Origin of the sequence: Fulverythrobacter ferritrahens, from assembly GCF_020539485.1 — a bacterium.
GTDB lineage: Bacteria > Pseudomonadota > Alphaproteobacteria > Sphingomonadales > Sphingomonadaceae > Andeanibacterium > Andeanibacterium ferritrahens.
On the sequence record NZ_JACDXU010000002.1, the window covers coordinates 376,120 to 388,030 of the forward strand.

12 protein-coding genes are annotated in these 11,911 nt (G+C 63.6%); 5 read left to right on the forward strand and 7 right to left on the reverse strand.

What is annotated here, in order from left to right:
* Positions 1-30: 30 nt before the first annotated feature.
* Positions 31-465: a DUF3576 domain-containing protein gene (locus tag H0274_RS09935; RefSeq protein ID WP_226795177.1), complete on the reverse strand. Its 435-nt coding sequence runs from the start codon at positions 463-465 to the stop codon at positions 31-33.
* A 406-nt stretch (positions 466-871) separates the two neighbouring features.
* Here H0274_RS09935 and H0274_RS09940 point away from each other — a divergent pair, with 406 nt between their 5' ends.
* The 4 genes from H0274_RS09940 (at position 872) to H0274_RS09955 (ending at position 4,149) form a co-directional block, all read left to right on the forward strand.
* The gene (locus H0274_RS09940; protein ID WP_226795179.1) at positions 872-1,630 is read left to right on the forward strand and encodes a hypothetical protein; all 759 of its coding nucleotides are present in this window, start codon (positions 872-874) and stop codon (positions 1,628-1,630) included.
* A gap of 129 nt (positions 1,631-1,759) precedes the next feature.
* A complete protein-coding gene (gene phbB, locus H0274_RS09945) occupies positions 1,760-2,482 on the forward strand; it encodes an acetoacetyl-CoA reductase (protein WP_226795181.1) in 723 nt (240 codons plus the stop codon).
* Between the two features lie 31 nt (positions 2,483-2,513).
* Positions 2,514-3,911 (forward strand): class II fumarate hydratase, encoded by a 1,398-nt coding sequence (gene fumC, locus H0274_RS09950; protein WP_226795183.1) that lies wholly within the window; start codon positions 2,514-2,516, stop codon positions 3,909-3,911.
* A gap of 4 nt (positions 3,912-3,915) precedes the next feature.
* Positions 3,916-4,149: a ribbon-helix-helix domain-containing protein gene (locus tag H0274_RS09955; protein WP_226795184.1), complete on the forward strand. Its 234-nt coding sequence runs from the start codon at positions 3,916-3,918 to the stop codon at positions 4,147-4,149.
* Here H0274_RS09955 and H0274_RS09960 read toward each other — a convergent pair.
* Both H0274_RS09960 and murA read right to left on the reverse strand, forming a co-directional pair.
* Positions 4,146-4,391: a hypothetical protein gene (locus H0274_RS09960; protein WP_226795185.1), complete on the reverse strand. Its 246-nt coding sequence runs from the start codon at positions 4,389-4,391 to the stop codon at positions 4,146-4,148. The two genes, H0274_RS09955 and H0274_RS09960, sit on opposite strands and share 4 nt — an antisense overlap.
* 67 nt (positions 4,392-4,458) lie before the next feature.
* The gene (gene murA / locus H0274_RS09965; RefSeq protein ID WP_226795186.1) at positions 4,459-5,742 is read right to left on the reverse strand and encodes a UDP-N-acetylglucosamine 1-carboxyvinyltransferase; all 1,284 of its coding nucleotides are present in this window, start codon (positions 5,740-5,742) and stop codon (positions 4,459-4,461) included.
* 102 nt (positions 5,743-5,844) lie between these two features.
* Between murA and galU the strand changes: the two genes are divergently transcribed.
* Complete coding sequence (galU, locus tag H0274_RS09970; protein ID WP_226795187.1) at positions 5,845-6,717, forward strand: UTP--glucose-1-phosphate uridylyltransferase GalU; 873 nt, start codon at positions 5,845-5,847, stop codon at positions 6,715-6,717.
* 231 nt (positions 6,718-6,948) lie between these two features.
* On the opposite strand, the gene H0274_RS09975 is transcribed toward galU, so the two are convergent.
* The 4 genes from H0274_RS09975 to H0274_RS09990 form a co-directional block, all read right to left on the reverse strand.
* Positions 6,949-7,662 carry a M23 family metallopeptidase gene (locus tag H0274_RS09975; RefSeq protein WP_226795188.1) on the reverse strand — a complete coding sequence of 238 codons (714 nt, stop codon included), beginning with the start codon at positions 7,660-7,662 and terminating at the stop codon, positions 6,949-6,951.
* A gap of 149 nt (positions 7,663-7,811) precedes the next feature.
* Positions 7,812-8,606 carry a ferritin-like domain-containing protein gene (locus H0274_RS09980; protein ID WP_226795189.1) on the reverse strand — a complete coding sequence of 265 codons (795 nt, stop codon included), beginning with the start codon at positions 8,604-8,606 and terminating at the stop codon, positions 7,812-7,814.
* A 29-nt stretch (positions 8,607-8,635) separates the two neighbouring features.
* Complete coding sequence (locus H0274_RS09985; RefSeq protein WP_226795190.1) at positions 8,636-9,109, reverse strand: peroxiredoxin; 474 nt, start codon at positions 9,107-9,109, stop codon at positions 8,636-8,638.
* Complete coding sequence (locus tag H0274_RS09990; RefSeq protein ID WP_226795191.1) at positions 9,109-11,835, reverse strand: bifunctional [glutamine synthetase] adenylyltransferase/[glutamine synthetase]-adenylyl-L-tyrosine phosphorylase; 2,727 nt, start codon at positions 11,833-11,835, stop codon at positions 9,109-9,111. Before H0274_RS09990 ends, H0274_RS09985 begins: the two co-directional genes overlap by 1 nt.
* Between the last annotated feature and the right edge of the window lie 76 nt (positions 11,836-11,911).

Below are 11,911 nucleotides of genomic sequence, written 5' to 3' on the forward strand. Positions count from 1 at the left end.
AAAGCGCGGCTGCACGCGAGGGCGCGAGGATCAGCCGATGGCCGATCGACGCAGATCGCGGGCCTTGGTGAGGATGATATCCTCCAGCTTCTGCACGGTGGCAGCCTCTACCGGAGCCTCCACCCACACGCCGCCTTGCAGGATCTGGCGGCTGGCCGCGACGCGTACGGCATCGGCGCGCAGATCCTGATCAAGAATCGTGACCGACACTTTCATACGCTCATTTGGATTCGAGGGATTGGCATACCAATCCGTCACCACCACGCCCCCGGCGCTGTCGGCCTGAGTGAGCGGCATGAACGAAAGCGTTTCGAGCGTGGCGCGCCACAGATAGGAATTGACGCCGATCGATGTGATTTGCGCGGACGCGAGATCCGCCTGGGGCCGTTCGTCACCTCCGCCGCCACAGGCGGACAGGGCGGCCAGCGCCGCGCCGACCAGCAGGACCCGGCCTGCGCGCTTCATCGAAGAATTTCCGTTTTCGCTGCTGACCGTCATCACAAATGTCATTCCCGTTGTTCGTCAAAGGCTGGCGCGTGCGCCTGCTTTCGAGCCTCTATAGCCGCCGCACCGTGGGCGGCAAGAGCGCGCAAGGATGCTGTGTCCGCCTCATACAGGCCTGCCAATGCGCAATATGGGGGTGAATGCGTGCTTAACCGCAGGCCTCCAGCAAAATGCCATGCTGTGGGCCTGTTGCAACACTTCTGCAAAACAGTCGTCGTAGAGGGGATTCGGCGCTGGTCATCGGCTTGTGGAAAAACTATCGATGGCATCTAAGAATTTAGTGGACTGATTCCTGCATATTGTCAGGAAAGGTTCAGGATCTGGGTTCTTTGATAGAAGCGCAAGATTGGGCAAGGTAAACGGGGTTATGACACGGCAAGGCAAATCAGCAGGACGGGGCGGGCTTTCCGCAGCGCTGCTGTGCGCTGGCGCCGCATTGCTCATAGGCGCCCCGAGCGCCGTTCTGGCCCTTGGCGGGCTCAATGAAGCAGAGATCGGCCTGCTCTCCAGCCCGAGTCTGGATTCTTTTACGCCCGCTTCCGTGGATCCCCAGCTCGCTGCTCTGATTGCGAAAAAGTCCGGTTCCGGCAGCAAGCTCATGCGTTTCACTCCGGCTGGTGCCGCTGATCGCACAAGCCGATCGGTAACTGTCGCGGTTCGCGTGGATGAGAACGCGGCGCGCGCCATTTCAGTCCGGCAGGCACTGTCCGTAGGTGATGCGCAGGCCAGCCTGGCCGCCAGCCGCATTGCGCCCATGCGCTACAATCTCGGCATTTCACGCGGATATCAGAGCTTTGCGCGTACGCCCGAGCTTGCGTCCGATCTGAATGATGTCGCGATCCCCGATCTCGCGGCGTTCCAGCCGTCGGCCGGTGCCAAGGAAAAGCCCAGCCGCTTTGCCGCTCGCATTGCGCTGGATCAGATGGAAAAAACCGGACGCGCTCCGAGTACCCGCGATTCGCTTGGCGATCAGACGGTGGATCTTGGCGGCAGCTATTCGTTGACGCGTAACCTCAATGTCACCGCCGGTGTTCGTTATTCGCAGGATCGTGACCGTCTGGAACCGCTGACCAACGGCAAGCAGGATAGCCAGGCCGTCTATGTCGGAACGCAGTTCCGTTTCTGATTCGTTGCTCCTGTCGCGATTTTGAAAGAACCCCGCAGCAATGCGGGGTTTTTCTTTGCCTGCCTTCCTGAGTCATCTTAACGATGTGGCTGAGGAGAGAGGCAAGAACATATCGGAAAAGGAGCATACATGGGACGCGTCGCAATCGTCACCGGTGGCACTCGCGGCATCGGCAAGGCAATCTGCCTTGCCCTGAAGGAACAGGGCCGCACCGTGGTGGCAAATTATGCCGGCAATGAAGAAAAGGCCCGCGCCTTTACCGAAGAAACCGAAATTCCCGCCTATAAATGGGATGTGGGCGACCATGAAGCGACGCTGGCAGGCTGCGCAAAGGTGGAAGCCGAAGTGGGCCCCATCGAAATCGTGGTCAACAATGCGGGCATCACGCGCGATGCCACGCTGCACAAGATGAGCTTCGAGGACTGGAACGAAGTCATGCGAATCAACCTTGGCGGTTGCTTCAACATGGCCAAGGCCTGCTTCCCGGGCATGCGGGAACGGGGCTGGGGCCGTATCGTCAATATCGGCTCCATCAACGGTCAGGCCGGGCAATATGGCCAGGTGAACTATGCCGCCGCCAAAAGTGGCATCCATGGCTTCACCAAGGCGCTGGCGCAGGAAGGCGCCCGGTCTGGCGTCACCGTAAATGCCATCGCACCGGGCTATATCGATACAGACATGGTAGCCGCCGTGCCGGAAACCGTGCTGGAAAAGATCGTCGCCAAGATTCCCGTAGGCCGCCTTGGCAATGCGGAAGAAATCGCGCGCGGCGTTGCTTTCCTCACGGCGGAGGAAGCGGGTTTCGTCACCGGCTCCACCATGTCGCTCAATGGCGGCCAGCATATGTATTGAGGGGCTGACCCCCTCCGGATCGGGAAACGGGATGGCGGACACCAGAATAGAGACGGATACTTTCGGCGAGATCGCGGTCCCGGCCGATCGGCTGTGGGGCGCACAAACGCAGCGCAGCCTCGAGAATTTCCGTATCGGCGGTGAACGCATCTCGCTTCCCGTGATTCATGCGCTTGGCGTGATCAAGCAGGCTGCGGCCCGGGTGAACGCCCGGCTTGGCCTGCTTGATCCCGCCCTTGCCGAAGCCATTGCCAAAGCGGCGGGCGAAGTGGCGGCCGGATCGCTCGACGATCACTTTCCGCTGGTGGTCTGGCAGACCGGTTCGGGCACGCAGAGCAACATGAACGCCAACGAGGTGATCGCGAACCGGGCCAATCTGGCGCTGGGCGGGCAACTCGGCGCAAAGAGCCCGGTCCATCCCAACGATCATGTTAATCTGGGCCAGTCTTCGAACGACACTTTCCCCAGCGCGATCCACATCGCCGCCGCGCGCGAGATAACAGGGCGGCTGTTGCCTGCGCTGCGGCTGATGCATGTCTCCCTTTCCGCCATGGCTGAGGCGTGGACTGGCATTGTGAAGATCGGCCGCACTCATACGCAGGATGCCACTCCGCTTACGCTGGGCCAGGAATTCTCCGGTTATGCCCGCCAGGTTGCGGCAGGAATTGAACGGATCGAACTGACACTGCCTGGCGTTTACGCGCTGGCCCAGGGCGGCACGGCAGTGGGCACCGGGCTCAATGCGCCCAAGGGTTTCGGCGAGATGATGGCGCAGGAAATTGCCGCCATTACCGGCCAGCCCTTCACCAGCGCTCCCAACAAATTCGAGGCATTGGCGAGCGAAGATGCGCTGGTCTTCGCGCATGGGGCGCTCAATGCGCTTGCCACCGGGCTTTACAAGATCGCCAGCGATATCCGTCTGCTCGGCTCCGGGCCTCGAGCCGGCCTGGGAGAACTGGCTTTGCCTGCAAATGAGCCGGGTTCTTCTATCATGCCAGGCAAGGTGAACCCCACCCAGTGCGAGGCTATGACTCAGGTCTGCGCGCAGGTGTTTGGCAATAATGCCGCGCTTGCCTTCGCGGGCAGCCAGGGGCAGTTCGAACTGAATGTCTATCGCCCGGTAATTGCGCAGAACCTCCTGCAATCGGTGCGGCTGCTCGGCGATGCGGCGGAGAGCTTCACGGAGCATTTGCTGGACGGGCTGGAGCCACGGGAAGACAATATCGCCGCCGGGGTGGAACGGTCGCTGATGCTGGTTACCGCGCTGGCGCCGACGATCGGCTATGACAAGGCGGCCGCCATCGCCAAGGATGCCCATGCGCGGGGTGTGACCTTGCGTGAGGCGGCGCTTTCCAGCGGTGCCGTCTCGCCGGAGGATTACGATCGGATCGTGCGCCCGGAAAAAATGCTGGGTCCGGACCACGCCTGAGCGGATGGACGAAATCTATCACCCTCCCGTCAAGCGCTCGGTGGAGATCGCCGGACACAAGACCTCGATCAGCCTCGAACCTTTGTTCTGGGATTTGCTGCGTAACGCCGCCGCACGCGAAGGCGTGCCGGTGAACGCGCTGGTAGCCCGAATCGATGCGGAACGTATCGCTGCGGAAACCCCGCCCGGCCTGGCGGGGGCCATCAGGCTATGGCTGGCCGCTCACGCGGGGACTTAATAAGTCGCCGGAGGATCGCTGGCCGGAAAGCTTTCGTCGCTTGCCTCGTCTTCCCTGGTCCAGCCTTCACGCGTGTCGTCCCGCGTGGCGTCGGGCCCAGCATCGCGAACCTGGGTCTGGTTGCCGGGGGCATGCTGCCCATCCGCGAAAGCAGCGGGGGGTGTCTCCCGCTTGTTGGTGCGGAAGACACTGTAAACAAGCGCGCCCAGTGCCGCGAAAACTCCCAGCCTCACGATACCCATATACGTCGCTCCTTTGCTGTTTCAGTCAGTCAACGCGCGGAAGCGGGCAAAAGGTCCGGCCGTGAACCTAGCCGTCGCCCACGCGTTCGATCTGCGCGCCGAGCAGCGCCAGCTTCTCTTCCAGCCGCTCATAACCGCGATCAAGGTGATAGAGGCGATGGACCTGTGTCTCGCCCTCTGCCGCGAGGCCGGCAATCACCAGGCTCATCGAAGCGCGCAGATCGGTGGCCATCACTTCCGCGCCGGTCAGCTTCTTCACGCCGTGAACAATCGCAGTGCGGCCCGAAGTTTCGATATGCGCGCCCATGCGGTTGAGTTCCGGTACGTGCATGTAACGATTCTCGAAGATCGTTTCGGTCAGCACGCTGGTGCCCTCCGCGCGGCACAGCAGTGCCATCAGCTGCGCCTGCATGTCTGTGGCGAAGCCGGGATAGGGCGCGGTGGACAGGGTTACGGCCTTCAGGGGGCCATCGGCCGCAACGTGAATACCGTCCTTCACTGCGTTTACCGATACGCCTGCATCGCGCAGGGCCTGCACGGTGGCTTCCATTTCCTCGAACTTCGCGCCCTGCAACGTCACTTCGCCACCGGTGATCGCAGCGGCGCAAGCATAGGAGCCCGCCTCGATCCGGTCAGCCATGACCTTGTAAGTCGCGCCATAGAGACGCGGCACGCCATGGATGGTCAGCTCCGAAGTGCCGATGCCTTCGATTTCGGCGCCCATCGCAACCAGCAGGTTGCACAGGTCGACGATCTCCGGCTCTCGCGCGGCATTGTGCAGCGTGCTCCTGCCCGTGGCCAATGCGGCCGCCATCAGCGCGTTTTCCGTCGCCCCGACTGATACGACGGGGAAGGAATAGCGCCCGCCCGGAAGACCACCATCCGGCGCGCGGGCGCGGACATAGCCGGCGGCAAGCTCGATCTCCGCACCCAGCGCCTCAAGGGCCCGCAGATGCAGGTCGATAGGCCGATTGCCGATGGCGCAACCGCCGGGCAGGGAAACGGTCGCCTCCCCCGCGCGGGCCAGCATCGGGCCGAGAACCAGAATCGATGCGCGCATCTTGCGCACCAGATCATAGGGCGCAGTCGTAGAGGTTACCCGCGTGGCCTCCAGCGTCATCACCCGGCCGAAATCTTCGGGCCGCGCTCCTGCGATGGAAGTGGAAACGCCGAACTGCGTCATCAAGTGCTGGAAACCATCAATATCCGCCAGCCGTGGCAGATTTCTGAGCGTCACCGGCTCGTCCGTAAGCAAGGCACAGGGGAGCAATGTAAGCGCGGCATTCTTTGCGCCGGAGACCGGAATCGTGCCCGAAAGGCGACGACCGCCCTCTATAATAATCTTGTCCATAATGCCGTTTAACGTGAATGGAGAAAGGGGCAAGCTGGGTATCGCCGATAGGTTAATCGCGATAGGTTGACGCCCCGCAGGAGGTGTTCATACAAGCCCGCTATGACCAGCCGTAAACCTATCAAGAAAGCCGTTTTTCCAGTCGCAGGGCTGGGCACGCGCTTCCTCCCCGCGACCAAGGCCATCCCCAAGGAAATGCTGCCGATCATCGACAGGCCGCTGATCCAATATGCAGTGGATGAAGCGCGCGAAGCGGGGATCGAACAGATGATCTTCGTGACCGGGCGCGGCAAATCGGCAATCGTCGAGCATTTCGACATCGCTTTTGAGCTGGAGGCCACGATGAGGGAGCGGGGGAAGGGGCTTTCCATCCTCGATTCGAGCCGCGCCACTCCCGGTGACATCATCACGGTGCGCCAGCAGGTGCCCATGGGTCTTGGCCACGCAATCTGGTGCGCCCGCGCCATCGTGGGCGACGATCCCTTCGCGATCTTCCTGCCCGACGAACTGATGATCGGCACACCGGGCTGCATGAAGCAGATGGTTGAGGCTTATAATGAAGTAGGCGGTAATCTCATCAGCGTGCTGGAAGTGCCGATGGAAGAGGTTTCTTCCTATGGCGTGATCGATCCGGGCGAGACCAGGGGCGCGCTCACCGAAGTGAAGGGGCTGGTCGAAAAGCCCGCGCGCGACAAGGCTCCGTCCAACAAGATCATCTCTGGCCGCTACATCCTGCAGCCCGAAGTCATGCGGACGCTGGAAGGGCAGGACAAGGGCGCTGGCGGAGAAATCCAGCTGACCGACGCAATGGCCAAGATGATCGGCCACCAGCCTTTCCACGCCGTGACCTTCGCCGGCCGCCGGTTCGACTGCGGCAGCAAGACGGGCTTCGTGGAAGCCACGTTGGCGCTCGCGCTGGAACGCGAGGATATGGGCGAGGAAGTACGCGCCATAGCGCAGCGCCTCCTCGGCTGACATTTCAGCGAGTGATCGCGGGCAGGGCAGCACACCTTGGGTGGTGGAGCTGCCTGGAGCCTTTGCATTCGATCAGGAGCAATAGGCCCTGAACGAGGTTCAGGATGACGATTGTGGAAGCATTATCGACCACCGCTCGTCATCACGTTTGCAAGGGATACAATTGCCAGTAAAAAAAGGCGGTCAGGTCAACCCTGCCGCCTTTATCTTTGGCTCCGCCGAGCGGGGAGCTTATTCTTCGTCGTCCGGGCCGCCCTGGGCGCCTTCGGCAACCTTCACATCAAGATTGGCGAGCGAAACTTCGCCGACGAGATAGGGGCTGGGATCAACCGCAATCCCGCCAACGCGCACTTCATAGTGCAGGTGCGGGCCAGTCGAGCGGCCGGTGCTGCCGACATAACCGATCAGATCGCCCTTATTGACGCTCTGCCCAGCCTGCACGGCGAAGCCCGAAAGATGGCCATAGCGGGTCTGCAATTCGCCGCCATGTTCGATCTGGATGTAGTTGCCGTAGCTGGAGAACCAGTCAGCGCGGGCGACGACGCCGTCAGCGGGAGCATAGACGGGAGTGCCCGAGGGCGCGGCGAGATCCATGCCCTTGTGATTGCGGCGACCACCCAGAACGGGGTGAGTGCGCATACCGAAGCCGCTGGTGAGCGTCATCTTGGCAAGGGGGGAACGCGAGGGGATCGAAACCGTGGGGCGAGCGGCGGGCATCGCAACGCCAGTGCCGCTATCGAGGGATTTCCAGCTGTCGAACAGCTTGCTGAATTCCTCGTCACCCTTGCCCAGCTTGGAATCCGGGCCATCGGTGAGATTGTGAACGGTGGTGGTAATCTGGGCGGCGGTGGCTTCGGTCTGAGCCGAAGCCGGACTTGCTCCGATTAAGGCAGCTGCAGCGAGCAGTGCCGCCGGAAGGGCACGAAGCGATAGAGAAAATACCATGTGCGACCTGTTATCCCGTCCTAAAATCGTCGGTCGGCTGTGCCGTCCTTAGATCCCCAAAGAGCGTGGCCAAACAGGCCGCTGGTTGTTTCAAGCAGAGGGAAATGACCCCGTGCCTCCTGTTGACAGGGACGTAAACAAGGCAGGCGTCAGGAGGCAAGCTCGCCATAGAAGCTCAGCGACAAACCGGCTGCGGAACGCGCTGAGTCGTTGAATGGTGGCTTAACCGTGCCGCGGAAGTGGCATTGGACCAGTTCTTTCCAATGGATTTCCGGGCTTTTTCCTGATCTTGAGCAACGTGCGGTGAAGTGTTTCGTCCCCGCCGCGACATGGCGAATTTCGTCGCTCAGGATTCGCTCGAGAATCCTTGCACCGCCTTCATCGCCCTGGGCTCGCACGCGCTCGAGCGTGCCTGGAGTAACGTCCAGCCCGCGGGCTTCCAGCACCATCGGCACGACCGCCAGCCGCGCGGCGACATCGTGGCGAGTCTGTTCGGCCGCCTCCCACAGGCCGCCATGGGCCGGCAATTCGCCGTAGAAACTGCCGAGAGAGCGCAGTTTCCGCTCCAGCAGGGCGAAGTGCATCGCTTCGTCGGCGGCTACCCCCAGGAAGTCGGAGACGAATTCCTCACCCATTTCGGCGCCGAATCGCCCGGCCATGTCGAGCGCCAGATCGATTGCCACGAATTCGATGTGGCAAAGCGCGTGCCACAGGGCGATGCGGGCCCGCTCAGAGCCGCCCTTCCCGCGCTTTGGCATGCGATTGGGCGGGAGCAGTTCGGGCGCGTCGGGCCAGGCCGGGCGTTCCGGCATTTCGACGTCGAAGGCGAAGGAAAGCCGCCCCAAACGCCAGTTCCGCGCCACTTGACGGGTAGCAAAGACCTTCTCTCGCGGGTCGGCGGTGAGCAAGGCGGCGCGAATGGCGGAGGCTGCTGAAAGGGACATAAGGCGACGTCAGAAAGACCTGATCAGCATCAAAGGGCCCGGGCGGCGGCGAGAACTTCCTCCGCATGGCCCTTCACTTTCACCTTGCGCCAGACGCGCGTGATCCGGCCTTCCGCATCGACCAGAAAGGTGGTGCGCTCCATCCCCATATAGGTCCGGCCATACATGGTCTTTTCGGTCCAGATACCCAGCGCATCGGCAAGGCCGTTTTCTTCCGCGTCGGACGCGAGCGGCGCGGCGAGCGCGTGCTTCTCGATGAACTTGGCGTGCTTCTTCGGCGGGTCCTTGCTGATGCCCAGCAGGGCGACGCCTGCCTCTGTGAATTCCCCGGCCAGAGCGGAGAAATCCTTGTTTTCCGTCGTGCAGCCGGGCGTATCGTCCTTGGGGTAGAAGAACAGCACCAGCTTGCGGCCCTTGAAACCGGAGGGCGACAGCTTGCCGCCTTCCGGCGTTTCGAGGGCGATGTCGGGCAGAATATCGCCAATGTCGGGGCGGGTGCTCATCATTCCATCTCCAATGTTTCGCCGAAAGTCGCGGCCCAGGCCGCGGCGACGCCGTGGCGCGCCTCGGCCAGCATTTCAAGCAGGGCGGGATAGGACGGGGCGCCACAGCTGCGCGCCAGCACACCGCAGGCCGCTGCCGAAGGCTCCTGAGAATCGGGCGCCAGCAGGCGGGCGGAAACCAGCACGCGGATCAGCAGTTTCTGCGCCGCCAGCAGATTTTCGGGCAGCAGCGCAGCCTCCAGCAGCCCGGTGAGCGCGCCGACCATTTCGGGGGTCTGCGCGATGCGTTCGCGCAATTGCAGGTAATGGATCAGGAATTCCAGATCGACCAGCCCGCCGCGATGGAGCTTCACATCCAGCACGCCCTTGGGCGGCTTATGCGCGGCCATTTCGCGGCGCATGGTCAGCACGTCCTGCTTCAGCTTTGCCGGATCGCGCGGGCTGTGCAGCACCTCGGCCAGAATCGCCTCCAGCCGCGCCCGGCCGGCGGGCGGACCTGCCAGCACCCGGGCGCGGTTGAGCGCCATATGCTCCCATGTCCAGGCGTCTTCCTTCTGATAGCGTTCGAAGCTGTCGAGGCTGACCGAAAGCGGCCCCTGATTGCCCTGAGGCCGCAGGCGCGTATCCACTTCGTAAAGCGGCCCTTCCGCCGTCGCTACGCTGAGCGCCGCTGTCACCCGCTGGGCCAGCCGGTTGAAATAGAGCGTGACGCCCAGCGGCCTCTCGCCATCCGATTGCAGGCTGTTTTCATCGCCCTTCTGTTCAGCACTGCCGCCCGTGCTGAACAGATAGATCAGATCGAGATCGGACGCATGGGTCAGTGCCCCGCCGCCCAGCCGCCCGAGGCCCAGCACCAGCAGATCATGCCCGGCGATCCGGCCATGGACGCGGGCGAATTCCGCCTCTGCCCCCTTCAGGCACACGGCCAGCGCCGCCTCCGCCGTACGGCACAGCGCCTCCGCGATTTCCAGCGGATCCTGGGCGGCCTCGATCAGCTGCACGCCAAGGGCAAAGCGGGTTTCGCCCACCACGCGCCGCACCCGGTCCAGCAATTCCTCATAGCCCGCGCCATCGGGCAGGCTCATTCGCGCGGCCAGTTCTTCCACGCTGCCGGGCAAATCCAGCGCCGAAGTATCGATCAGCGCATCCAGCAGATCGGGCCGCCGCGCCAGCTCATCCGCCAGCGGGGGTGCAAGAGTAAGCACCGCGACGAGCTGCTCCATCAGCCCCGGCCGGGCCTCCAGCAGCCTGAACAGATTCACCGCGCTCGGCAAATTAATGAGCAGCGTTTCCCAACGGGCGACGGCCCGGTCCGGGTCCGGCGCCTTGGCCAGCGCCTCCAGCAAAGTGGGGAACACCGCCTCGAAAGCGGCGCGAGCAGCCTCGCTGCGCAGCGTGCGCACGCGCCCGTCGCTCCAGCCCGCAATCCGTTCGGCCAGATGGACAGGATCGGAAAAGCCCAGTTGGCGCAACCGTTCCGCCACCACGCCATCCTGCCCCAGCGGCAGGGGAGAAGCGGCACTGTCCGGCCCGTCGAGCAGCGCGTCATAGCGGCTGGCCACCCGGTCCGTGATCTGGGCCAGTTCGTCCAGCAACGCCGCGCCATTGGCCAGCCCATCGAGCATGGCGACATTGTCCAGCGCATCGGGATCGGTGGGCAGGCTGTGCGTCTGCCGGTCCGCCACCATCTGCAGCCGGTGTTCGATCACGCGCAGCCGGTCATAGCTTTCGCCCAGCACCTGCGCGTCTTCCGCGGCGATGATCCCTTCCGCCGCCAGCGCATCCAGCGCCGCGCGCGTGCCCCGCACCCGGAGCGAGGGGCGCCGCCCGCCATGGATCAGCTGATGCGTCTGGGCGAAGAATTCCACCTCGCGAATGCCGCCGCGCCCGCGCTTTACATCAAAGCCCGGACCCGGCGCCTGCGGCCCGCCATGGTGGGAGCGGATGCGCGCGGTGAGGCGGCGGATTTCCTCGATCGCGCCGAAATCCAGATTGCGCCGCCATACGAAGGACCGGATCTGGCGCAGGAATTCCTCTCCCCCCGCAATGTCCCCCGCACAGGCCCGCGCGCGGATGAAGGCGGCGCGTTCCCACGCCAGCGCCAGCGATTCGTAATGGGTCAGCGCCGCATTGAAGGAAATCGCCAATGGGGAGACTTCGGATGCCGGGCGCAGCCGCAGGTCCACCCGGAAGACATAGCCATCGGCCGTCTGGCGGGAGAGGGTTTCCACCAGAGTACGCGCCACGCGCTGCGCGGCCTCGCCCGGCTCATCCCGCTCGCGCCGGGGCAGGCGTTCCGGATCGTAGAGCAGGATCGGATCGATGTCGGAGCTGTAATTGAGTTCGCGCGCGCCGTGCTTGCCCAGCGCCAGCGCGGTGAAACCGGCGGGCTCCGCATCTTCCACCCGCGCGCGGATCGCGGCGGTGATCGCCTGATCCATCGCCCGGTCCGCAAAGGCGGAAAGCTCTGCCATCACCCGGTCGAGCGGAAAGGCGCCAGCCAGATCGCCAATGCCGAGTGCGACCGCCATGCCCCAGCGTTCCCGCCGCAGCGCGGTGGCGACATCGGGGGCATCCGTGCCCGCCGCCTTGGCCCATTCCAGTGCCTCTTCCCCCCGGCCTGCTTCCAGCAATGCGACGAGATCGGGCTGCCGGTCGAGCCCCAGCGAGAGGAAAGGGGAATGTTTGCGGGCCCGTTCGAGCGCGGATTGCCAGGATCGTTCCATCGCCCCTTCCCTGCACTGCCCGGCCAGAGCGGGCAAGGCAGAGATGCGCCGATGGACCAAAGGGCGGGCGACAGGG

Bases quoted from the DNA above. Each gene is read 5' to 3' on its own strand.
- H0274_RS09935 (WP_226795177.1), bottom strand. From the start codon at position 465: ATGAAGCGCGCAGGCCGGGTCCTGCTGGTCGGCGCGGCGCTGGCCGCC.
- H0274_RS09940 (WP_226795179.1), top strand. From the start codon at position 872: ATGACACGGCAAGGCAAATCAGCAGGACGGGGCGGGCTTTCCGCAGCG.
- phbB (WP_226795181.1), top strand. From the start codon at position 1,760: ATGGGACGCGTCGCAATCGTCACCGGTGGCACTCGCGGCATCGGCAAG.
- fumC (WP_226795183.1), top strand. From the start codon at position 2,514: ATGGCGGACACCAGAATAGAGACGGATACTTTCGGCGAGATCGCGGTC.
- H0274_RS09955 (WP_226795184.1), top strand. From the start codon at position 3,916: ATGGACGAAATCTATCACCCTCCCGTCAAGCGCTCGGTGGAGATCGCC.
- H0274_RS09960 (WP_226795185.1), bottom strand. From the start codon at position 4,391: ATGGGTATCGTGAGGCTGGGAGTTTTCGCGGCACTGGGCGCGCTTGTT.
- murA (WP_226795186.1), bottom strand. From the start codon at position 5,742: ATGGACAAGATTATTATAGAGGGCGGTCGTCGCCTTTCGGGCACGATT.
- galU (WP_226795187.1), top strand. From the start codon at position 5,845: ATGACCAGCCGTAAACCTATCAAGAAAGCCGTTTTTCCAGTCGCAGGG.
- H0274_RS09975 (WP_226795188.1), bottom strand. From the start codon at position 7,662: ATGGTATTTTCTCTATCGCTTCGTGCCCTTCCGGCGGCACTGCTCGCT.
- H0274_RS09980 (WP_226795189.1), bottom strand. From the start codon at position 8,606: ATGTCCCTTTCAGCAGCCTCCGCCATTCGCGCCGCCTTGCTCACCGCC.
- H0274_RS09985 (WP_226795190.1), bottom strand. From the start codon at position 9,109: ATGAGCACCCGCCCCGACATTGGCGATATTCTGCCCGACATCGCCCTC.
- H0274_RS09990 (WP_226795191.1), bottom strand. From the start codon at position 11,835: ATGGAACGATCCTGGCAATCCGCGCTCGAACGGGCCCGCAAACATTCC.